Consider the following 21,548-nt stretch of genomic DNA (forward strand, 5'->3'; position numbering starts at 1 on the left):
GGGGACACCAAGATGATTCTTGTTACCGGTGGAGCTGGATTTATTGGTTCTAACTTTGTATTAGATTGGCTCAAAGAAAGCAATGAACCTGTTGTTAATTTAGATGCCTTGACTTACGCTGGCAACCTCGAAAATCTTCAATCCTTAACAGATGATCCCCGTCATATCTTTGTGAAAGGCAATATCTGTGATAAGGAATTGGTTTCGTCATTGCTTACGAAATATAAACCTCGTGCAATCGTTCACTTTGCAGCTGAAAGCCACGTGGATCGCTCAATCTTTGGTCCCGATCTTTTCTTTGAAACGAATGTGATGGGGACGCTAAACCTTTTAGAATGTGCCAAGGCCTATTACGATCAAGAGCTTTCTGAAAATGAGCGCTCAGCTTTCAGATTTTTACATGTTAGTACGGACGAAGTTTATGGAAGCCTTACATTTGACGAGCCGGCCTTTACTGAAGAGACTCCCTATCGTCCAAATTCTCCTTACTCTGCGTCTAAAGCTTCCAGTGATCATGCGGTACGCGCCTGGTTTCATACCTACGGCTTTCCGGTTTTAACTACCAATTGTTCCAATAATTACGGACCATACCAATTCCCGGAAAAGTTAATCCCCTTAGTTATTTCAAATGCCTTAGCTCGTAAACCGCTGCCGATCTACGGAGATGGGCTCAATATTAGAGACTGGCTATACGTTGGCGACCATTGTTCCGCTATTCGCTGTGTACTTGAAAATGGAAAGATAGGCGAAACCTATAATGTAGGTGGCCATAACGAAAGAAACAACATCACGATCGTTAAGACCATTTGCGCTATTTTGGATGAAATGAGACCGCATCGGGATGGTTCTTACGCAAACTTGATCACTTATGTGAAAGACCGCCCGGGGCATGACAGACGTTATGCAATTGACTCAACCAAACTTCAAACACAGTTGGGTTGGAAACCTAAAGAGTGTTTTGAGACAGGCATTCACAAAACGGTGCAGTGGTACTTGGATCATCAAGACTGGGTCAAAAATGTCCAAAGCGGTGCATATCGCGAGTGGACAGCTAAACAATACGGTAACTGGTAGAGATACGATGGCAAGATTTCTCATCTTAGGAAAAAACGGACAAGTAGGTTGGGAATTGCAAAGAGCGCTCGCTCTTCACGGTGAGGTTCTCTGCCTTGGACGCCATGATGAGGGAGGAGATCTGTCATGCCCAGAGAAAGTAGCCATCGCTATATCAAACTTCTCTCCCGATGCTGTTTTCAATGCAGCTGCTTATACGGCTGTCGACAAAGCTGAAACGGACAACGAAGAAGCGTACTTAATTAATGCCCAAGCACTCCAACCTGTGGCGTGTGCTTGTAAAAAAGTCGGTGCTCTGTTGATTCATTACAGTACTGATTACGTATTTGATGGATCGGGGCTAACTCCTCGAACAGAAGATGCGATACCATCTCCAGTTAATGTTTACGGAGCCTCTAAACTGGCAGGAGAAAAGGTTATTCGGGATTCCGGTTGCTCTTCTCTAATTTTTCGGACAAGTTGGGTGTACGGGGTTCACGGGAAAAATTTCATAAAGACCATTTTAAGATTAGGTCAAACAAAAGAATCACTCAATGTTGTTAATGATCAGGTTGGAACGCCAACCTCAGCTGAATTCATTGCTGACGTTTCCACAGCTTTGGCCATGCGAGTTTTAAGTGGAGAAAAATCACTATTGGGAACCTATCATTTAGTCCCCAATGGAGAAACGAATTGGTGCGATTTTGCCAAATGGATTATTTCTAACGCTAGAGCACTTAATTATCCACTGACTCTGTCAGTGCAAAATATTAAAGGTATTCCTAGCGAAGAATACCCGACACCTGCTAAAAGACCGCTTAACTCTCGTTTAGATAACAATAAACTGAAGGGGCTTTTCCCAAAACAAAGTATTCATTCATGGAATACTTATGCTAAACGAGTGTTGACAGAACTAGCGGGAGTTTAAAGGAGTAACACAATGAGTCGTAAGGGCATTATTTTGGCCGGTGGATCGGGAACGAGACTTTATCCGGTTACGTTGACGGTCAGTAAGCAGTTGTTGCCAATTTATGATAAACCGATGATCTATTATCCGCTGAGCACTTTAATGCAAGCCAAGATTCGAGATATTTTAGTGATCAGCACTCCGAGGGATATCGGCCGATTTGAAGAATTATTAAAAGACGGTTCCCAATGGGGTATCAATATTTCATATTGCGTTCAGCCCAGTCCAGATGGTCTTGCTCAAGCTTTTATTTTAGGGAAAGACTTTATCGGAAATGATCCATCTGCTCTTATTCTTGGAGACAATATTTTCCACGGAGCGTATTTAAATCAATTACTATCTCGGGCCAATCAACGACAAGACGGAGCAACGGTGTTTGCCTATCAAGTCAATGATCCTGAGCGCTATGGTGTTGTTGAATTTGATAAGAATTTCAAAGCAATATCCATTGAAGAAAAACCTCAAAAACCCAAGTCCCAATATGCTGTGACCGGCCTTTATTTTTATGACAACACGGTCTGCGATATTGCGAAGGAAGTGAAACCAAGTGCCCGAGGAGAACTTGAAATCACAACAGTTAATGAAACTTACTTAAAACAAGGAAAATTAACGGTTGAGATTATGCACAGGGGTTTCACTTGGCTCGATACCGGGACACACGATAGTTTAATGGATGCAGGAGGCTACATTGCAACAATTCAAAATCGTCAAGGCATCTTAATCGGAAGCCCTGAGGAAATCGCATTTGAAAATCAATGGATTTCCTCAAACGAGCTTGATCGGTTAGCAAGTGAGCTGATTAAAACAAGATATGGCAAATACTTAAAATCTCTGTGCCACTAGAAGTTTTTTATTTACTTACCCCAAACGGCCTTCTGAATTAAGGGCCATATTTTTTTGTTGCCATAAAACGACAGATGGTTATCATCAACATATAAAAGTTCACCATTTAACCAGACTGGGCATTTTCCGTTTTGACACAGTTCTTTCTCCAGATCAATTAAAGTAACGTTATCCCAATGGGCAGCTTCTTTAATTAAGAATTCCCGTGTAAATTTATAGGTGTATCTCATCTCATTGATGTTTACGTTGCATTCCACATTATCGGGCAACAAGCTTACCCTTTGTGTTCTAATGCAACGCTTTAACAAAGTAGGCGGTAAGACAGGGTTATCTAGTACCACAAAAACTTTTTTATTCAAGGCTTTCAATGTCTTAAAAGTTTCACGCCAATGATATTGGAAAATCTCTTCAGAATTCCAGGCGGAGTTAAGATCAGAATGAAGTGATTGAGCCAGATAATTTCCCCAATAGCTACGTAAAACGATACTATCGATTTCTGGACTATTTTCAATTACACTCCAAAAATGACGTGCTAAATCATTATTCTTGCCCTGTCTTTTAATAAGATAGGCATCCTTAAACGTAAAAAAAGCATCTTTACCTAGAAGATAAAAGTCAGGTAACTCATTCACCGTTTTCAGATATTTCCACATTACATGAGTGTGGGAATCACCCAAAATTAGTACTGATGGATTATGGGATGTGGCACGGCAAACATCAAAACCCTCTCCAAATTTAGCTTTACAAACAGCGTCCGACTTTTCCTTTTCATCTAAGTCTTCTCTTAATTGAAGCAATGAGTCGGGGATACCGTTATCAATAACCTTTTCAATTGATTGGCTGTGTCGAATTAATTGTTTTGACCCCAGTGAAACGATAAGAAGTACAACAAAAAGTACCAACACTAAACTCCATGTTGCTTTTTTACTTCTCATGGGCCGTTCGACGAAATTGTATGTTAAGTATGCTAGGAGAAAACTAGACAGAATCAACAAGCACATCAGCCAACCGCTCGGAATTTCTCCTGCAAGATTATTTCTAAAAATACAAATGATTGGCCAGTGCCACAAATATAGTGGATAACTTATTAAACCTATAAAAACAGCTAGTTTATTGGCAAAAATATATTTATTAAGAAAAGCTTCTGAACCTGCTGCAATAATCAGAACTGCACCAATGGTTGGCAGACAGGCTTTCCAACCAGGGAAACTGTCCACCTCCTCGATAAAAAAAATTGAAAAAACGATAAGACTAAAGCCAATACAAGACAAAAAATTGTCGATTATGTATGAGCCCCCTTCATTGGTTGGCATCAATAAATAATTTTTATAGTCCGGCCATATCAACTCAACATAGGCCAGAATTCCCCCAATAAGTAACTCCCAAAATCTCGTATGTAAAGAATAAAAGGCTCTAACTGACTCATAAGAGGTATCGTAAAGACATAGCCCCCAAGAGATTACAAACATTAAAACCAAACTAGCTAAAAATTTTCTAGCACTAACTCTCCATAACAAAAAGCAAATTAATGGGTAAAAGATGTAATACTGTTCCTCAACACCTAAGGACCAAAAGTGCATAAAAGGCTGAAGTTCAGTTGCGACTTCCCAATAACCCCCTGTTGTAACATACAATCGCCAATTTTCAACAAAAAAAGCAGCATAGGGAGACTCTGCAATTAAATCCTTAAATTCTTCTGGTCTCAAAAAGAAAAAACCAAGTAGAAAGCTACCTAATAAAACGATGGTTACGGCAGGAAAAATTCTTCTAACACGCCTAGCATAAAAATCAAAAAAACTAAATGACCCTAACGCCAACCCACGAAAAATAATGTTTGAAATTAAATATCCTGAAATTACGAAGAAAATATCAACACCTACAAAACCACCTAGAAGAGTGTTTGGATAAGCGTGAAAAATAAGAACTGACAAAATTGCCAAGGCTCTCATACCATCTATATCAGGGCGATACCTGGGACGAGAAAAGGATTGGGGGGAGGTTGTAATGCTCATTTTTCAATAAATTCCACTAATGATTTTTTTGTTAAAAAGTAAAATAAACCTAAAAGTTATCTAGATCTCTCTCAACAATTTCATTAATCACAATCGTTGGTTTAAATTTCTGAATCGCTCGGATCTTTTCATCCATTGAGCTACGTCTAGATACGTACATAACATCAGAAAAATATAGGTTGAAATACGGACTCATGGCATTATTGAATGAATCACAAAGTACCAAGAGTTTTGTTCTGTACATTGCCGATTCATTTTTCATGTAAGCATAAAACTTAGAGGGAGCACTTCCTGAAGAAACTGTAAAAGGCTTCAGTTCCTCTTTCTTATTCACTTCTTTCCATCTAACCAATAACTGATCGGGACGTTGGAAAAGGTAATCAAAATCTTTTGAGATCTTGTAACCACTCGGTAAAGCGAGTATATGTGCCAAATCTCCGAGCTTCTCATTCCGGATCTGTTTTAAATCCATTAATGGTATTTCTTGAAAATCTCGAATAAGTCCGAGACGTTCCATGTTTCTCATGAGAGCAACAAAACCAACTTTTCCACCCAACAAATTCCAGTGCGTATCCGACTTATGAAACAATTGTCCCTTTGAAATCTGCGACTTTAGTTCTACCGCTGGATATACGACATTCACAGAGGTTTCATCTTCAATTTTGCTAATTAATTTTCTTGTATAAATTTCTGAATTCTTACAAGTATCACCAAGCCACTGAGGCAATTCATCGCAATAGATATTGTGCTTATCGGGAGCGATGAATAGTACATAAGTGCCTCCCAACCCCTCTGTTGTGTTTTTTAGTAAGTCAATTTTATTAATTGAAGATTGGAATTCATAATTATCTAAGGGAAAGTTTTCCTGGCAATGTTTATCAATCACTCTTGAATAGTCATTTCCCAAAAAGATCCATTCATTCTTGCCGATAAGCCCCTTGCTTAAATCGAATCGAGAGACCTTTTCAGGATCTAAAAGTAGCTCGTTTAACACGGGAACTAACTCTTCCTTGCCCATCAGACGATCATCTATATATTGATTTTTATTACCAAAAAAGCGCTTTAGTCCATGAGATGTAAAACGATCTATTCCAGTCATTGATACTACTTGTCTATTCTCTGAAGGCAAAAATACCCCGCTTTGTTCTCCAAAAATGAGCAGGCTACCAAAAAACGGTACTACAAAAAGAATGACAGTAAAAATAGCAAGAATTCTTTTCATGATGTCTTAGAAATTGAAATAAATAAACGGATTCCTCGCTCCTGTATAGAGGATAGCCATAGACAACAATACTAAAGCGACATTTACACCAAAAAGGCAAGCATTAAACGATTTAACCTCAATCTCACTGTTATTAAATAACTGTTTTGAGCACAATGAAATAGCCAATCCAACAAATAAAACAGCAAGGTTCACAGTACCGAAAGAATTTTGATATTCAAATCCATTGAAGCCAAACATAGATTGGAAATAACTGGTTGCCTGAGACAAATCATTGGCTCTAAAAAATACCCATCCGAACACAACCATTAACATGCAGTAGCATCTTTGGGCTAACACAGGCAGTGAAGTTAAAAAAGTTGCAAACGAAGTTCTTTCCAATATTAAAAGACAACCATGAAAAAGGCCCCAGATTAAAAACGTCCACTGGGCTCCATGCCAAAGTCCGCATAAGACAAATACAATGACTAAATTTCTATAGGTCAATAACTTCGAGCAGCGACTACCCCCAAGTGGGAAATACAAGTAGTCCCTGAACCACGTAGAAAGCGAAACGTGCCAACGTCTCCAAAATTCTTTAATACTTTGGCTTCTGTAAGGTGCGAGAAAGTTTTCCTGAAAACGAATACCCATCATCGCTGCCAAGCCAATAGCCATGTCAGAATATCCAGAAAAATCAAAATAAATTTGAACCGTATAGGCAAGAGCCCCCAACCAAGCATCGGCCATTGTCAACTGACCGTTAGAATAAAAACAAATATCTGCAATTGGGGCTACTGAATTTGCAATTAATACTTTTTTATTGATTCCTAAAATAAATCGAAAGACTCCCCACGTGAATAAATCCCAATCGCGTTTTCTGTTTTGGATATCTTGTCTGACTGACTCGAAACGAACAATGGGACCAGCGACAAGGTGAGGGAACATGAAGAAATAAGTTAAGAAATCCGTTGTTTTGTAGTCGCCGACCTTTCTATTGTACAAATCAATAAGATAGCTGATCCCATGAAATACGAAAAAACTAATCCCTAGAGGTAAGTGTGGGCTGTCTAGATTGGGAAGTACTGCCCCCCAACCTAAACCAAGTAAGTCACAGAAAACTAAAAATTGACTAAGAACCCAAAATAAATATTTGAAATAAAAAAGAACTGTCAGATTAGTAAAAATACCCGCAACTAGATAAATCTTCTTAATTTTTGCAGAAGAAACATTTGCAATCCGTCTTCCGAAAAGAAGATTAATAAAAGCCAGTATGACCAATAAAAAAACACCCGTTGCTTCGCCCCACACATAAAACAACAGACTCGTAAAAATTAATAACGCATTGCGAAAGTAGGACTTATTACTGATTAAATCAGCAAGAAGAAAAACTGGCAAAAAGAAAAAAAGAAAAGTTGTAGAGGAAAAAACCATCTCTAAAAATACAGCTAATACGAAACTGAACCGAAGTTTACCCAGTTTGTTATACAAATCAACACAAATTCCATTCAAATGAAAACAAAATCACATCAGGAACTGTAATATTGACCTGTTTTATTTATAGGTTTACATCATGAGCAACAACCCTCTTTTATCCATCAACGATTTAATTGATTTTCCAGCTATCAAACCTGAGCACGTCGTCCCCGCAATGAAATCTTTGATTGCCGACGCTCAAGAGACTTTAAGCATCGTTACTCAGGATTTGACCCCTGCCACATGGGATGATGTCATCACCCCATTAGAAAAAAAGACACTTGCCCTGTCTCGCGCCTGGGGCGCGGTCAGTCACCTAATGAGCGTGTGTGATGAATCGGAACTTCGTAAAGCCTATAACGAAGCTTTACCGATTGTCACTCAATTTTGGATTGGCTTATCACAAAGTTCGCTTTCTCAAAAATACAAAGCGATTAAAGAAAGTGACGGTTTTAAAAATCTCTCTGCCGTTCGCCAACGCATCATCAATGAAGAATTGATTGACTTTAAGTTAGCCGGTGCTTTCTTACCAGAAGATAGAAAGGCTGAACTTAAAACAGTTAAAGAAACGTTAGCTCAAGAAAGCCAGAAGTTCTCCGAAAACTTATTGGATGCCACCAATGCTTACGGTCTTTTGGTTGACGATGAAAAAGAGTTGGCCGGCATCCCTGCCGATGACATTGCTGCCTTTAAAGAAACAGCTCAAGCGGCCAATCAAGAAGGCTACCGAATCACGCTACAAATCCCCCATTATTTAGCTGTTTTACAGTACGCCCAAAATAGAAAATTGCGCGAAACGCTTTATCACGCTTATGTCATTCGGGCTTCTGAATTGGACTTTGATGGCAAATTCAACAACAACGATGTGATGCGCCGCATTGTAGAATTGCGCGCTCAGGAAGCCAGACTTTTAGGTTACAAAAATTACGGCGAAGTGTCTTTGGCAACCAAGATGGCGAAAACGCCACAAGAAGTTGTAGCCTTTTTACGAGATCTTGCTCAAAAAAGCTTGCCTCAAGCCAAGGCGGACATGGCTGAGGTTAAAGCTTTTGCTAAAGACAACCTTGGTATTGCCGATCCTCAAAGTTGGGATCTTCCCTATGCAAGCGAAAAGCTTCGAGAAGCTCGTTACGCCTATTCAGACCAAGAGGTTAAGCAATACTTCACACTTCCCGCTGTCTTTAACGGTCTATTTGGGCTGGTGCAAACGCTCTTTAACATCCGCATTGTTAAAGACAACGCTCCGGTCTGGCACCCTGATGTTCAATTCTTCCGGATTGAAAACGATCAGGGTGAAAAGATTGCGCAGTTTTATGTCGACCTCTATGCTCGCCCCAATAAGAGAGGCGGCGCTTGGATGGATAACGACCGAACAAGAAACCGTTTGTACGGATCATTACAAACACCCGTTGCATATCTGGTCTGCAACTTTGCCAAACCTGTTGGCGACAAGCCTGCGCTTCTCACGCACGATGATGTGCTCACACTTTTCCATGAATTTGGACACGGCTTACACCATATGTTAAGCCGCATTGAAGAGCCATCCGCCAGCGGTATCAACGGTGTGGAATGGGATGCTGTGGAGTGCCCGAGTCAATTTATGGAAAATTTCGCCTGGGATTGGACTGTGCTTGAAAGCCTTACAAGCCACGTACAAACCGGTGAGAAGCTTCCACGGTCGCTATACGACAAGATGCTTGCCGCCAAGAATTTCCAAAGTGCCATGGCCATGGTGCGCCAGCTTGAGTTTGGGCTCTTCGATATGCTGCTTCACACTGAGTTTGATAGTCAGAAAGACAACATTCTTGATCTTTTGGCCCAAGTTCGTGAGGAAGTCGCCGTTACTCAACAGCCCGACTACAACCGCTTTCCCAATTCTTTCAGCCACATTTTCGCGGGCGGCTACGCGGCAGGCTACTACAGCTACAAGTGGGCTGAAGTGTTAAGCAGTGATGCTTTCTCCTTATTTGAAGAAACCGGGGTATTAAATCCCGAAACCGGCAAAAAATGGTTAAATGAAGTACTGGCCGTGGGCAGTTCCCGTCCTGCAATGGATTCGTTTATTGCTTTCCGAGGACGCGCTCCTAAAATTGACGCCCTGCTCCGACACAGTGGCATTAAACCTATTGCCAAGTAAGGAGGCCGTATGAAAATTGCCACCTGGAACGTCAATTCTCTCAAAATGAGACTTCCTCATGTTTTGGACTGGCTTGACCAGTCCAAAACGGACATTTTATGTTTGCAGGAACTCAAAATGACCGACGATCTCTTTCCGATCCAGGCTCTTGAAGATAACGGATTCGGCGCAGTCTGGTCAGGACAAAAAACGTATAACGGCGTGGCGATTGTCTACCGAAAAGATAAATTGGGAGAGCCGGAATCCATTCAAAAAAATATTCCCACGTTTCCTGATGAGCAAAAGCGCCTGATTGCCTGCACTTTTAAAACAGAATCAGGAGACATTCGGATTGTCTGTGGGTATTTCCCCAATGGCTCAGAGGTGGGATCGGACAAATTTACCTATAAACTCGCATGGCTGGCCGCTCTTAATCATTGGTTAAATAATCAATTGAGTGAATACTCCCAATTGGCGCTTTTGGGCGACTTTAATATTGCCCCCGATGACCGTGATGTCTGGGATCCCAAGGGGTGGGAAGGCAATATTTTGGTTTCTCCTCAAGAACGTCAAGCTTTCAATAACCTCCTGTCTCTCGGGCTTTCTGATTCTTTCCGACTTTTCGATCAACCCGAAAAGCGCTACACATGGTGGGATTATCGGATGCTGGGTTTCCAGAAAAATCATGGCTTGCGAATTGACCATATTTTGGTTTCCAATGCGTTAAAGTCCAAAGTCAAAGCCGCGGACATTGATAAAGCCCCCCGCAAATGGCCAAAACCCAGTGATCACACTCCCTATTGGATTGAAATTTAAAAGAAGCAGATAATTGAAGTTGATATCTGTTTATGGAAGAGCTATGTATACACGTTGGAGTTCAGAACTAACCTCGCTTCTTAAGCCTTCTTACGGAACGAAGTCTCTCAGGATTGGCAATCTTGAGTACCATGTTTTGCCTTCTGATGAGCAAGCCGCATTACTAGAGGTAGCCCCCAAGCTTGATAGCTTAATTGAAGAAGGAAATGTCCAAAAGCACTCTAAGAAATCAACCGCCAGTCTATTTAAGGCTGGTGAAACGCTTGTGTTCGGCAAACATGTTCGTTTTCACCAAAAAGCTTTTGGACTCCGTTTCCGTTATTTTTTACAACCCTCCCGCAGTTTTTGGACTGCTGTAGTCGCAAAAAAACTTGAAGAAGCCGGACTTGGAACTCCTAAAGTTCTAGCTGTGGGAGAGAGACGAACACTACAACTTATTTCGGACTCTTACATTATTACCGAAGCTCTTAAGGATGCCTATACCGCTGATAAAGTTTTACGGAGTCAACCGAATAGCTATGAGTTGTTGCAAAATGCCGGCCGCTTATTAAGACGCCTTCACGATGCCGGTATCACCCACGGTGATATAAAACTGGCCAATTTTTATGTCCAAGGTGACTCCATGGGCTTTTGGGACCTGGATTCCGCCATGGTGTTTTCCGGTCAAACACCTCAAAAATGGATCATCCGAGATTTGGGACGACTGTTATCATCTTTTATTCTCACAGTCGATGACATGCCCCAAACACAGGATTACTTCAGGAACGCTCCTGAAATTGCCCAGGTATTGGCCGATGCCTACGGCACTGATGTCCAGACTTTTTTACCGTCTTATTACAGTTATTGGCTCAAAAAAATTAAACTCAAACACGATTTCGGTTAATTCTTCTTAAGGAGTCCTCTCATATGAAAACAGTGGCAGTAATCGGCGCTGGGGCGCTGGCTCATATTTTCTGCAGAGAAACGCAAAGACTGCTTTCTGACGACTATCGCATTGTCGCCGTAATGGCCCGTCATGAAGAGCATGCCAACGAATTAGCTGAGTCTTTGGATGCTGATGCCTGTGCTACGCTTGATGATCTCCTCTCAAGCTTTCCTGACATTGTTGTTGAATTTGCCGGCAGGGAAGCCGTGAAAGAATACGCCCAACGTGTTCTTGAACATGGCTCCGATCTTGTGATTGCTTCAATTGGAGCATTGGCTGATGATGCTTTTAGAAAACACCTTGAAGCAACAGCAAAAGAAAGCCACCGCAAGGTCTATCTGCCCAATGGAGCAATCGGTGCTTTGGACTTAATGCAAACGTTTGCTTTAATGGGCAATGTGGAAGTGGTGATCAGTAACACAAAAGCACCTAAAAGCTTGGAAGGCGCTCCCTATCTAAACGGTGAAACTCTCGCTTCAGACAAAAAAGAGGTAATTTTTACCGGGTCCGTACCTGACGCTATCAATGGCTTTCCTAAAAATGTCAATGTCGCGGTTGCCGCCGCTTTGGCTTCCGGAACTCTTTATGATGCCACGGTTCAAATTACAGGCGACCCGGACAGCACTGAAAACATTCACCGTATCCGTCTCAAAAATAATCTCATGCGAGCAGAGTTGACAGTGGCGAGCAAGCCCGATCCCGCCAACCCCAAATCCAGTACCTCAACAGCTTGGAGTGTTGTCGCTTTACTGAAAAATTTAGCCTCCCCTGTACAATTTTTCTAAAGCAACATTCCCTTAACCGATATGAAGCGATTCGTCATCCGCCCCTTTGTTCTTGTTGGTGTCATTTTTGCCATTATTTTGCTCTGGGCAACCGCACACTCTTACAAATGGCACTACGGTCTTGCCTATCATTTAGGTCTGCTTGATCTTAAACCAGCGCCTATTTTGAATATCGGTGAAAATAGATACATCGCGCATGCCGGAGGCGCTATTGATGGCATTCGATATACCAACTCATCTGAAGCTTTCATTCAGGCCATTGACGATGGCTATCGTTTCATTGAATTTGATTTAAGACTTTCTTTGGACGGTCACTATTTTGGTGCACACTACATTGATGACTTTAACGACAATACCGGTCATCCATACCAATGGTTAATTCCCCCAATGGTTTCTCAAATTCGTGAGCGTAAAATTCTCAATCGCTACACCCCGCTTTTACTAGCCGATATTGATGAAATTTTGGATAAATATCCTCATGTGATGATTGATATTGACAAGGGAGAAGACTATTCAAAAATGCTTCAGGAATGTCCTCGCCCTGAGCAAATGATTATTGAAACAACTACACCTTACCGTTACATTGCAGCCCGCGCCGCAGGATTCCCCTATGTGGCTTTTGATGGTTACGATAAGGAAATTATTGAAGAACTCGGCATCAAGATTCTTGTTTTGGACGATGGCATCGATCCTAATGATCCTTACCTGCAAAAGTACTGTAAAGAAGGCGGACTGTTATTGATCACAGGATTTAAAAACGCCAAAGACATCCCCACTGATTTTCTACAACTAAACGCGCTTTTCTATGTTGATGAAAAATAGTTTTTCGCTTTAATGGGAAACAATAGGAATCAAATAGTACAAGGGCGTTTATTCTTTCTTTGATGCTAGTAGAGCAATTGTTTTGACACTATTTTCACGCCAAAAATAAAATTTAGGACTATATTTCGAGAATTATTCTCTTTTAACAAACGAGTGAGAGTAGCATTCTCAAAGAGCACAAAACCAAGGAGTTGCGATGTCTGAGAAAAAACGCCCGCGCGTCATGGTCGATATGTCCGCCACACTCATCCATCACGGTCATATCCGTCTTTTAAAGAAGGCCTCTGAAATTGGCGATGTGGTTGTTGCCCTGACCACTGATGATGAAATTAAACAGAAAAAAGGCTATACCCCGGAATTAAATTTCGAAGAACGAAAAGAAATTTTAGAGTCCATCAAATACGTCTCAGAAGTGGTTCCCAGTCCTTGGCTTATTTCTTTTGACTACATGAAAGAACACCACTGCGACCTTTTGGTGCACGGCGCAGACAACTCTAACCATATTCCTGAGGAAAATCTCGTGATTTTCCCACGCACAGAAGGCGTAAGTTCTTCTACGCTCAGAGAGCGGGTTTTGGATAGTTTAATTGAAATGAACACAGATGCGAAGCCCTCCAAGGCCTCGGATAAAGTCGCCCGTTTCTTGATTGAGTCCATCAAAAAGGAATTCCGACTCGAATGAGCCGAGTACTTCAAGCTCTCCTTTCTTTCATTGTCCTTTTATTTTTGGCAAACGCATCCTGCGTTTCGGCCAAAGAGAGACTTCTTGTCTACACAGCAGTGGAACCGGAGTTTTTGCCTCTTTATAAAGAGGCCTTTGAAAAAGAAAACCCCGATATTGAGATTACCTACATTCGTGACTCAGCAGGCCCCATTTCGGCTAGGCTTATGGCCGAAAAAGACAATCCCAAAGCCGATGTCATTTTAGGGCTTTCTGCCATTGCTCTGGAAAGGCTCAATCAGGCCGGGCTATTAGATTCCTACAGTCCCCAAAACGCATCTGCCATCAATTCAAAAATGAGAGCCCGGGATTTTTCATGGTTTGGCATTAACGCTTGGGGCGGATCAATTTGCGTTAACACTGAACTAATGGAAAAGTACCAACTTCCGGTACCAAAGACTTGGGACGATCTTCTTAATCCCATCTATAAAGGCCGAATTGTCATGCCAAACCCAGTCGCGTCAAGCACTGGCTTTATGTTTTTGATGGGGTGGCTTCAGGCAAAGGGTGAAAAAGTCGGTTGGCGCTACATTGAAAAGCTTCACGAAAATATTCTTTTTTATACGGCTTCGGGCGCAAGGCCAGCCGCCATGGCCGCTCAAGGTGAAATTCCAATTGCGCTTACCTCAGAGGCTTTTGTCAGACCCTTTATGCGCTTTTCTATACCGGTGATCACCGTTGAGCCACAAGAAGGCATCGCTTGGGACGCTGAAGGCTGCGCCTTGCCCAAAGGCAGTCCACATCCGGTTTTGGCCAAGCGTTTTCTTGACTTTTGTGCATCCAAACCCGTCGCCGACATTGCCGCTTCGTTTAGCGGCATTTCCTCAATTGACCGCTATTCAACTGAAACCGGCAAAAAACTGGTTTCCCGATTTTTGACTTTGGATTTCAGACAAGCGGCCATTGAAAAAAAGACCATAACCGATCAATGGCAAAGCATCGCATCAAGGTGAGCCCATGGATAACCAATTATTGATTGAAAACTTAAGCAAATCATTCGGCTCCACGCACGTGCTCTCCGAGATTAATCTCTCGATTCCATTAGGTGCCTTTACCAGCATTTTGGGACCGTCGGGAAGCGGTAAAACAACGCTTCTTATGGTTTTAGCCGGAATTGAAAAAGCGACAAAAGGCAGAATCATCTTCGGTGATGAAGACATTACCAATATTGCCTTGCCCAACCGTAAAGCCGGCATTGTTTTTCAACACTATGCGCTTTTCCCCAACCTTACGGTTAGGGACAATATTCTTTATGGCGTCTCCAGTAAAGTTGATGAAACGGTTAAGGAAGAAAAGCTCACGCACCTCTTGTCACTGACTCATTTGGAAGAACTTCAAAACCGTTATCCTCATGAGCTATCGGGTGGTCAAAAGCAACGTGTGGCTATTGCACGTGCTTTGGCCATCAATCCTCGTTTTTTGCTTTTGGATGAGCCGCTGTCTGCGCTTGACGCTCAAAACCGCTTAACCATCGGGCGCGAATTACGTGAAATCCAACAAAAAGCCGGCATTACAACCGTGATGGTGACGCATGACCGAAATGAAGCCCTTTCGCTTTCGGATTTCATCGTCATTATTCATAACGGCAAAGTAGAACAAGCCGGCACACCTCAAGCGATATTTGATCATCCGGCCTCGCCTTTTGTAGCGACCTTTGCCGGCGGCATGAATCTCATTCGTGTACCCGCAATCAATAACGGTAAACTCACCGGCATCCGCCACAGTGATGTTGAAGTCTTTGAGGCTACTGAAAGAACTTTAAGTGAAGCATTGACCTTTACGGCGGAGTTATTAGCCAAAGAATTTTCAGGGGAAAGCGTCTTGGCGCATTTCCTTTTAAATGACTTTAAAACAAAAATTTCTGCCCGTATTCCCCGCACATCACCGTTAGCCGACTCGTTATCCATCGGCGAACTTTATGCGATAAGACTGCCTCAAGAACGTTGGCACACCTGGGAGCAGGACTGATGCTCAAACACGCCGCATCCCTTCTGACTCTTTGCATTTTATTTTTACTTGCCGGGCTCTTGCCTGCCGCGATAAGTCTTTTCTCAACTTTGTCCGATGGACCGGCACTGACTTCATTTATAACGGGTTTTAATCTGAGGGCCTTTTTTAATACGATGGTCATGGGCCTTGCCGTTGGCCTTTCAGCCTGTGTTGCAGGATTTACAATCGCCTACACGATCGTAAACACCAAAGGTTTTGCATCCAAAACCGCAAGAACCATTTTCCCCATCGCGCTTTTTGCCCCATCGGTCATGCCCGCCATCGGTCTTATCTATTTGATCGGCAACAACGGCTTGATTATTCAAACGCCCCTTTACGGTGCTACCGGGGTCTTTTTGGGAGCGCTTGTTTTCACACTTCCTCATGCCACTTTGCAATTGCTCTTAAGTCTTGAAAGGTTAGATGCCGGCCTGATATTGGCCGCCCGCTCACTGGGAGCCTCGCCGCTAAAGGGCTTCTTAACCATTATTCTTCCTCATTGCCGCGCAGGACTCATTAACGCCTTTTTAATTGCCTTTGTTTTGACGGTCACTGACTTCGGTGTCCCAAAGCTCTTAGGCGGCAGCTTCAGCATGCTTGCCACCGAAATTTATAACCAAGCCATCGGCAATCAAGACTGGGCCGCCGCGGGCTTTCTGAGTTTATGGCTGATGCTGCCTTGCATCCTGGCTTTTTATTTCACATCCAAGTATCCGATGACTGTTGCTCAACCGGGTGATATCCCCGCCCGTCCCTTCTCTGAGCATCCCATCGGCTGGAGTATCACTGCCTGGCTCTTTCTTATATTCGAAGCCTCGTGTGTGCTTGTTGTCATCTATGGCTCGTTTGTGACATTCTGGCCTTATGTCCCCGAGATGACTCTCGCCAATTACAGCTTTAAAAATTCCACCTATGGCATTGATCCCTGGATAAATAGTTTCATATTGGCAACCAGCGTCGCGACCATCGGCACCATTGTGAGTTTTGTCGGCGCTTACTTGACTCGACGCGTCAAAAACATCCCGCCCGCCCTCACAAAACTTTTTTCGGCCACCGCTCTTCTTCCCCTTTGTATTCCGGGTACGGTGTTGGGCCTAGCGTTCGCTTTAGCTTTTTCCGGCTGCTCGATTTTCGCAAGTGCCACAGGTGCCATGACTTTATTGGTGTTTAATACCCTCATTCACCTTTACACCGTCGCCCATATCACAGCCGGCAATACTTTCAGCCAAATTGATCCCCGTTACGAAACCGTGGGAGAAAGTTTAGGAGTGAGTCCCCTTTCGACTATCAGGCTAGTTATTTTGCCGTTATGCAAAACTGGGCTTGGTGAGGTATTCTGTTATCTTTTCGCCTCCGCCCTGACAACGATTTCTGCGGTGGTGTTTTTGTATACGCCGGAGACAATGCCCGCTGCCGTGGCAGCGATTCAAATGATTGACAGCGGTTTTATTTCCGAAGGAGCCGCCATGTCAACTTTGATTTTTGTCTCCGCACTGGCAGTCAGAATAATTGTTTTGCAAATCTCTCAAACAAAATGATGTATTTGGATAAAGCACTTCAATTCGCCTCCATCGGTTTGCTCGTTTACTTACCGATTAATGCCTATGCCTATCTTGATCCTGGCACGGGCAGCATGCTTTTGTCTGTATTGATCGGATTGACTTCGAGCGCTTACTTTCTGGTGAGAAAACTGCCGAGTATGGTGCGTTCAGTCTTTTTTAAATTCACGGGTAAAAAAGACGATCTGAAGAATAATTCCATCGTGTTTTACGCCGAGTCGGCTGCCTACTGGTCAACCTTTAAACCGGTTTTGGAAGCGCTTGCCGCTAAAAATGTTCGCTGCACCTATCTCACCAGCGATGAAAACGATCCCGTTTTTAAAAGCGGCTTGGATAAATGGGTTCACGCGAAATTTATCGGTAAAGGGCAAACCGCCTACACCGCTTTGGGCTTTTTAGAAGCCGATGTGTTTGCTCTGACAACCCCGGGCGTTGACGTTCTTCAAATCAGACGTTCAGCAGGCGTTAAAAAGTACGTCCACATTGTCCATGCCGCAGGCGACATCCACACCTATAAGTTCTATAGCTTCGACTACTATGATGCCTTTTTCTGCGCAGGCCCCGCACAGGCCAAAAGCCTTCGTGCGCTGGAATTCTTAAGGCATACAAAACCCAAAGAATTGCCCCTTTTGGGCTGCCCCTATTTTGACGGAATGCTTAGCCGAAAAACAGCCGATTTAAAGCCCGATGACAATACCATTCTTATTGCACCGACGTGGGGCAAAAATGGTTTACTGACCAGAACAGGATCCATGATTCCAAAACTTTTAGCTCAATCGGGCTATCACGTCATTTTGCGTCCCCACCCGCAAAGCTTTATTTCCGATAAAGAGCTTATGGAAAAACTTCAGTCGGAATTAAAAGCGTTTGACAACATCGAGTGGGATAGAAATCCCGATGGCTTTAAGAGTTTGAGCCGCGCCCAACTGATGATTTCTGACGTCTCGGGCGTTATTTTTGATTTTGCTTTCATCTTCCTGCGTCCGGTTATCTCCGTTGGCAACGGTCCCTTAAAGGATGGCTTTGAAGCCTGGGAAATTCCTCACGAAGCCTGGGAAATGCAAGCGCTCGATAGTCTCGGCAAACGCGTTTTGCCGGGAAATGAAGAGAATATTCCCGCTTTGGTTAAAGATCTCTTGATGCGTCACGAAGACATGGCAAGCCGCATTGAAGCCATTCGACGTGAAAACGTTGTCAATTTCGGGCACGCGGGAGAACCGATCGCCCAAGCCTTGATTGATATGGCTAACTCCGTTCACACTCAGAAGACTCACAAAAATGATTGACTTTTTATATACCCTTTTCATCGCTCCGCTTGAATATTGGATGCACAAGGCCCTGCTTTGGGGATTCGATATCACCCAACAGTGGGGATGGGCCATCATCGTGATGAGTCTTATCGTCAACTTTGTGATTCTGCCCATCTACATGAAGGCAGAAGCCTGGCAGGAAGAAGAAAGAGCTCTTCGCAAAAGCTTTGAAGCTAAGGAGCAAATGATTAAGCGCGCCTATAAGGGCCAAGAGCGCTTTGCCATGATCACGACGATGCATCGTCAGGCCGGTTACTCGCCGCTATTGACCCTGCGATCGAGCATCGGCTTTTTCCTTCAGATTCCGTTTTTCTTTGCGGCTTACCATTTCCTAAGCCATTTTGAACCGTTACAAGGCATTTCGTTTTTAGGATTGACCGATCTTTCAAAGCCTGACGAACTTTTCAAAATCGGAGACTTTGCGATCAACTTCATGCCGATACTGATGACGGTCATCAATATCGCCAGTGCCCTGATTTACACCAAAAATCTCTCCAAGCGTGACAAGTACCAGCTCTACGGCATGGCCGCGCTCTTTTTGGTGCTTTTATATAACGCCGCCTCAGGCCTGGTGCTTTACTGGACCTTCAACAATATCTTCTCGCTTGGCAAGAATATTGTTTATGACCTGGTGCGCCACTTTGCCAACAAACTTCGTGGGTTGGGTCTTCTTATTAAAAGCACTTGGCTTAAGATTTTTGCCTTCACCGATAGCGTCACAACCTTTCAAAGCAGCCCCTCTATCGTAAACGGTTATCTTGTCTACCTCTGGGGCTTAGCTGTCGCTCTGGCCGTTTTAAGCAGTAATCAGATCACTTGGTTTAGCGATGGTCTCAAGCTTTCTTTAAGTGCCTATTCTGACTACGCTTTTCTTTTGCTCGCAGCATGCGCCGTTATCGAGTGCGTCAGACTGCGCATGTGGAAGCACCCCATTGCCCTGATTCTCATTGCCCTACTTTTGTACTATGAGCTAAACACTTGGTACAAATGGAGCTTCCTTGGCCTCAATCGACGTTATTTCGCCCTGAGCGCCTCTTTTGCTTTCCTGATCATTTCGCTTACGCTCACGAATTTCAAGTTCGGCTTAAAGAATCTGCTCTATCCGAGTGAGTCCAAGCCCGCTGCGCTCTTAACACCGGGTGCTATCTGGCTTGTTATTCTTTTAGCGTTTTATCTGCCGATTCAAGCTTTCAGCACGGCTCCGGAAGGCTTCTCGCGTATTGAAGAAGTGCTCGCCATGCTTTTAGCCTGTGTGTGCGTCGCAGGCGTCATTTTCTGGTGCCTGACTAAGCTTTTTGAATTGACCCGTTACGCGGATTTCGCTGGCTACACCTTTGCGTTCATTTCGCTTTTAATGACCGTCTATGCGTTCCTGCTGCCTTTGAACGTCGGAACGATCAATGCGTTTATCATCGCCAACCCAGAGCCCCTTTTCCGCAATGTCAATGTTGTGGTTGATGTCGCGGTGATCACTTTATTTTCCATTGTTTTCGTTTGGCTTATCCGCAGCAATAAAGTCGTCTGGATTAAAAATATTTTGATACTCTGCATTGCGGGCAGTCTCTTTAATTCTGTCTTTATTCTCTGGTCCACACAGGAAGCCTGGTCTCGAGACGCCGAAAACACGCAAACAGTCGATTTACCGGACTATAACGACCGACTGTTCGGTTTTAGCAAAGAAGGGCAAAATGTGGTTGTCGTGATGCTTGATGCTTTCGCGGGACGTCACTTAGATCGCATCATGCAAGAAACGCCAGCATTAAAAAACCAATACAAAGGCTTTACTTGGTATCGCGAGGCGTTGGCAACCGGTCCTTCCACTATTTCAAGCCTTCCGTCCATTATTTGTGAAGAAGCTTGTACCCCTTGGGAATTAAATAAGGACGAAAACCTGACACTGGCTGAAAAGGTCAATCGTGGCTTTGCCAATACGCTTAATCGTTTCGGACCGTCTTTTGATGTTTCGCTTTACGAAAGAAACTGGACGGAAAGAAACCGCTTGGCCAAATACACAAGCCATCAGCCATTATTAATCCGCAACATCGGCGACAGCTACATTCGCCGTTATGCGGCCGAAAACAATCTCAAAATTGACCGCGGCAACAGCGACAGTTTCTTGATTGCTGTGAGTTTCTTTAATGCCGTTCCTTGGGGACTTAAAAACATGATCTACAAGGACGGCCGTTGGATTGAACGTCTGATGGGTGAAAGTACTGCCGCTTTGGTTTACAACACCTACCGTGATCTGGCGTTATTCAAGCTCCTGCCCACGGTATCCAATACTCGCGCGCAAAAAAATACGTTCAAATTCATTGACTCGGAATTAAGCCACTACCCATGGTTTTCTGAACCGGGTACCTGCAAACTCTTGCCTTACGAAACACCTGGGGCGCGTCCGGATGGAATTCCGATAGGCCAAATGGCCGCTGAAACCTGTTCCCTTCAAGCCTTGGGTGATTGGTTTGATTGGATGAGAAAAGAAAAAATCTTTGATAACACTACGATTGTGGTGGTATCGGACCACAGCTCCGGTGTTGTACCGGAATTAGCCGCCGTTAACCAAAAAGGTTCCGTGGGACGTCCGAGCTCGCTTTTACTGATTAAACCGCAAAAAGCAAACGCCAATGCTCCGCTGCAAATTAGTGATGATTACGTCGGGATTGTGGATACGATGAAATTTATCTTTGCATCGCTCAATAACCAAAACATTCGCGTCAACAAAGCGACTCGTTACACGTTTGTCCCTGATGGGCTGACCGCCAATCAGTACCGCGAGGAGAAGTTCTGGAAAGTTGAAGGCTCAATGTTTGATGAGCGCTCTTGGAAGGATATTTCCCATTGACAAGTAATGCCGCCGACAAACAAAATTCAAAGCATTGTCGGCGGCTTTTTGATTAACGGTTTAATACTGAAAACAAAAGAGATAACGTACTTTGACAAAACCGACGATTTT

17 protein-coding genes are annotated in these 21,548 nt (G+C 43.4%); 14 read left to right on the top strand and 3 right to left on the bottom strand.

Annotated elements, in window-relative coordinates; translation table 11 throughout:
• Positions 1-12: 12 nt before the first annotated feature.
• Genes rfbB through rfbA form a run of 3 tightly spaced genes read left to right on the top strand, consistent with a single transcriptional unit; the run spans position 13 to position 2,863 of the window.
• Entirely contained in the window at positions 13-1,074 is a 1,062-nt protein-coding gene (rfbB, locus tag NW199_RS01685) for a dTDP-glucose 4,6-dehydratase (protein WP_258333437.1), read from the top strand.
• Between the two features lie 7 nt (positions 1,075-1,081).
• Positions 1,082-1,981 (top strand): dTDP-4-dehydrorhamnose reductase, encoded by a 900-nt coding sequence (rfbD, locus tag NW199_RS01690; RefSeq protein ID WP_258333438.1) that lies wholly within the window; start codon positions 1,082-1,084, stop codon positions 1,979-1,981.
• 12 nt (positions 1,982-1,993) lie between these two features.
• Positions 1,994-2,863: a glucose-1-phosphate thymidylyltransferase RfbA gene (rfbA, locus tag NW199_RS01695; protein ID WP_249091955.1), complete on the top strand. Its 870-nt coding sequence runs from the start codon at positions 1,994-1,996 to the stop codon at positions 2,861-2,863.
• An 11-nt stretch (positions 2,864-2,874) separates the two neighbouring features.
• On the opposite strand, the gene NW199_RS01700 is transcribed toward rfbA, so the two are convergent.
• The 3 genes from NW199_RS01700 to NW199_RS01710 are packed head-to-tail and all read right to left on the bottom strand — an operon-like array spanning position 2,875 to position 7,567.
• Positions 2,875-4,875, bottom strand: coding sequence for an acyltransferase family protein (locus NW199_RS01700; protein WP_249091956.1), 2,001 nt, complete (start codon positions 4,873-4,875; stop codon positions 2,875-2,877).
• A gap of 49 nt (positions 4,876-4,924) precedes the next feature.
• Complete coding sequence (locus NW199_RS01705; protein WP_258333439.1) at positions 4,925-6,097, bottom strand: alginate O-acetyltransferase AlgX-related protein; 1,173 nt, start codon at positions 6,095-6,097, stop codon at positions 4,925-4,927.
• Between the two features lie 6 nt (positions 6,098-6,103).
• On the bottom strand, positions 6,104-7,567 hold the full coding sequence (locus NW199_RS01710) for an MBOAT family O-acyltransferase (RefSeq protein ID WP_258333440.1): 1,464 nt from the start codon (positions 7,565-7,567) through the stop codon (positions 6,104-6,106).
• 82 nt (positions 7,568-7,649) lie between these two features.
• On the opposite strand from NW199_RS01710, the gene NW199_RS01715 reads away from it, so the two are divergent.
• From NW199_RS01715 to NW199_RS01765, 11 genes are all read left to right on the top strand, one after another.
• The gene (locus NW199_RS01715) at positions 7,650-9,689 is read left to right on the top strand and encodes a M3 family metallopeptidase (protein ID WP_258333441.1); all 2,040 of its coding nucleotides are present in this window, start codon (positions 7,650-7,652) and stop codon (positions 9,687-9,689) included.
• Positions 9,690-9,698: 9 nt separating this feature from the next.
• The gene (gene xth, locus NW199_RS01720; protein WP_258333442.1) at positions 9,699-10,484 is read left to right on the top strand and encodes an exodeoxyribonuclease III; all 786 of its coding nucleotides are present in this window, start codon (positions 9,699-9,701) and stop codon (positions 10,482-10,484) included.
• A gap of 43 nt (positions 10,485-10,527) precedes the next feature.
• Positions 10,528-11,367 (top strand): lipopolysaccharide kinase InaA family protein, encoded by an 840-nt coding sequence (locus NW199_RS01725; RefSeq protein ID WP_022473758.1) that lies wholly within the window; start codon positions 10,528-10,530, stop codon positions 11,365-11,367.
• Between the two features lie 23 nt (positions 11,368-11,390).
• The gene (gene nadX / locus NW199_RS01730) at positions 11,391-12,194 is read left to right on the top strand and encodes an aspartate dehydrogenase (protein ID WP_258333443.1); all 804 of its coding nucleotides are present in this window, start codon (positions 11,391-11,393) and stop codon (positions 12,192-12,194) included.
• 21 nt (positions 12,195-12,215) lie between these two features.
• Positions 12,216-13,016: a PI-PLC domain-containing protein gene (locus tag NW199_RS01735; protein ID WP_258333444.1), complete on the top strand. Its 801-nt coding sequence runs from the start codon at positions 12,216-12,218 to the stop codon at positions 13,014-13,016.
• Positions 13,017-13,212: 196 nt separating this feature from the next.
• Positions 13,213-13,698, top strand: coding sequence for an adenylyltransferase/cytidyltransferase family protein (locus NW199_RS01740; protein ID WP_022473761.1), 486 nt, complete (start codon positions 13,213-13,215; stop codon positions 13,696-13,698).
• Entirely contained in the window at positions 13,695-14,690 is a 996-nt protein-coding gene (locus NW199_RS01745) for an extracellular solute-binding protein (RefSeq protein ID WP_258333445.1), read from the top strand. The genes NW199_RS01740 and NW199_RS01745 overlap by 4 nt, the downstream gene beginning before the upstream one ends.
• A gap of 4 nt (positions 14,691-14,694) precedes the next feature.
• The gene (locus NW199_RS01750; protein ID WP_258333446.1) at positions 14,695-15,705 is read left to right on the top strand and encodes an ABC transporter ATP-binding protein; all 1,011 of its coding nucleotides are present in this window, start codon (positions 14,695-14,697) and stop codon (positions 15,703-15,705) included.
• Positions 15,705-17,264 (top strand): ABC transporter permease subunit, encoded by a 1,560-nt coding sequence (locus NW199_RS01755; RefSeq protein WP_258333447.1) that lies wholly within the window; start codon positions 15,705-15,707, stop codon positions 17,262-17,264. Before NW199_RS01750 ends, NW199_RS01755 begins: the two co-directional genes overlap by 1 nt.
• A 5-nt stretch (positions 17,265-17,269) precedes the next feature.
• A complete protein-coding gene (locus tag NW199_RS01760; protein ID WP_258333448.1) occupies positions 17,270-18,571 on the top strand; it encodes a CDP-glycerol glycerophosphotransferase family protein in 1,302 nt (433 codons plus the stop codon).
• A complete protein-coding gene (locus NW199_RS01765; RefSeq protein ID WP_258333449.1) occupies positions 18,564-21,437 on the top strand; it encodes a YidC/Oxa1 family membrane protein insertase in 2,874 nt (957 codons plus the stop codon). Before NW199_RS01760 ends, NW199_RS01765 begins: the two co-directional genes overlap by 8 nt.
• Positions 21,438-21,548 lie beyond the last annotated feature (111 nt).

The sequence above is a fragment of the Parasutterella secunda genome (genome assembly GCF_024733725.1).
GTDB classification, from domain to species: domain Bacteria; phylum Pseudomonadota; class Gammaproteobacteria; order Burkholderiales; family Burkholderiaceae_F; genus Aphodousia; species Aphodousia faecalis.

Bases quoted from the DNA above. Each gene is read 5' to 3' on its own strand.
- rfbB (WP_258333437.1), top strand. From the start codon at position 13: ATGATTCTTGTTACCGGTGGAGCTGGATTTATTGGTTCTAACTTTGTA.
- rfbD (WP_258333438.1), top strand. From the start codon at position 1,082: ATGGCAAGATTTCTCATCTTAGGAAAAAACGGACAAGTAGGTTGGGAA.
- rfbA (WP_249091955.1), top strand. From the start codon at position 1,994: ATGAGTCGTAAGGGCATTATTTTGGCCGGTGGATCGGGAACGAGACTT.
- NW199_RS01700 (WP_249091956.1), bottom strand. From the start codon at position 4,875: ATGAGCATTACAACCTCCCCCCAATCCTTTTCTCGTCCCAGGTATCGC.
- NW199_RS01705 (WP_258333439.1), bottom strand. From the start codon at position 6,097: ATGAAAAGAATTCTTGCTATTTTTACTGTCATTCTTTTTGTAGTACCG.
- NW199_RS01715 (WP_258333441.1), top strand. From the start codon at position 7,650: ATGAGCAACAACCCTCTTTTATCCATCAACGATTTAATTGATTTTCCA.
- xth (WP_258333442.1), top strand. From the start codon at position 9,699: ATGAAAATTGCCACCTGGAACGTCAATTCTCTCAAAATGAGACTTCCT.
- NW199_RS01725 (WP_022473758.1), top strand. From the start codon at position 10,528: ATGTATACACGTTGGAGTTCAGAACTAACCTCGCTTCTTAAGCCTTCT.
- nadX (WP_258333443.1), top strand. From the start codon at position 11,391: ATGAAAACAGTGGCAGTAATCGGCGCTGGGGCGCTGGCTCATATTTTC.
- NW199_RS01735 (WP_258333444.1), top strand. From the start codon at position 12,216: ATGAAGCGATTCGTCATCCGCCCCTTTGTTCTTGTTGGTGTCATTTTT.
- NW199_RS01740 (WP_022473761.1), top strand. From the start codon at position 13,213: ATGTCTGAGAAAAAACGCCCGCGCGTCATGGTCGATATGTCCGCCACA.
- NW199_RS01745 (WP_258333445.1), top strand. From the start codon at position 13,695: ATGAGCCGAGTACTTCAAGCTCTCCTTTCTTTCATTGTCCTTTTATTT.
- NW199_RS01750 (WP_258333446.1), top strand. From the start codon at position 14,695: ATGGATAACCAATTATTGATTGAAAACTTAAGCAAATCATTCGGCTCC.
- NW199_RS01755 (WP_258333447.1), top strand. From the start codon at position 15,705: ATGCTCAAACACGCCGCATCCCTTCTGACTCTTTGCATTTTATTTTTA.
- NW199_RS01765 (WP_258333449.1), top strand. From the start codon at position 18,564: ATGATTGACTTTTTATATACCCTTTTCATCGCTCCGCTTGAATATTGG.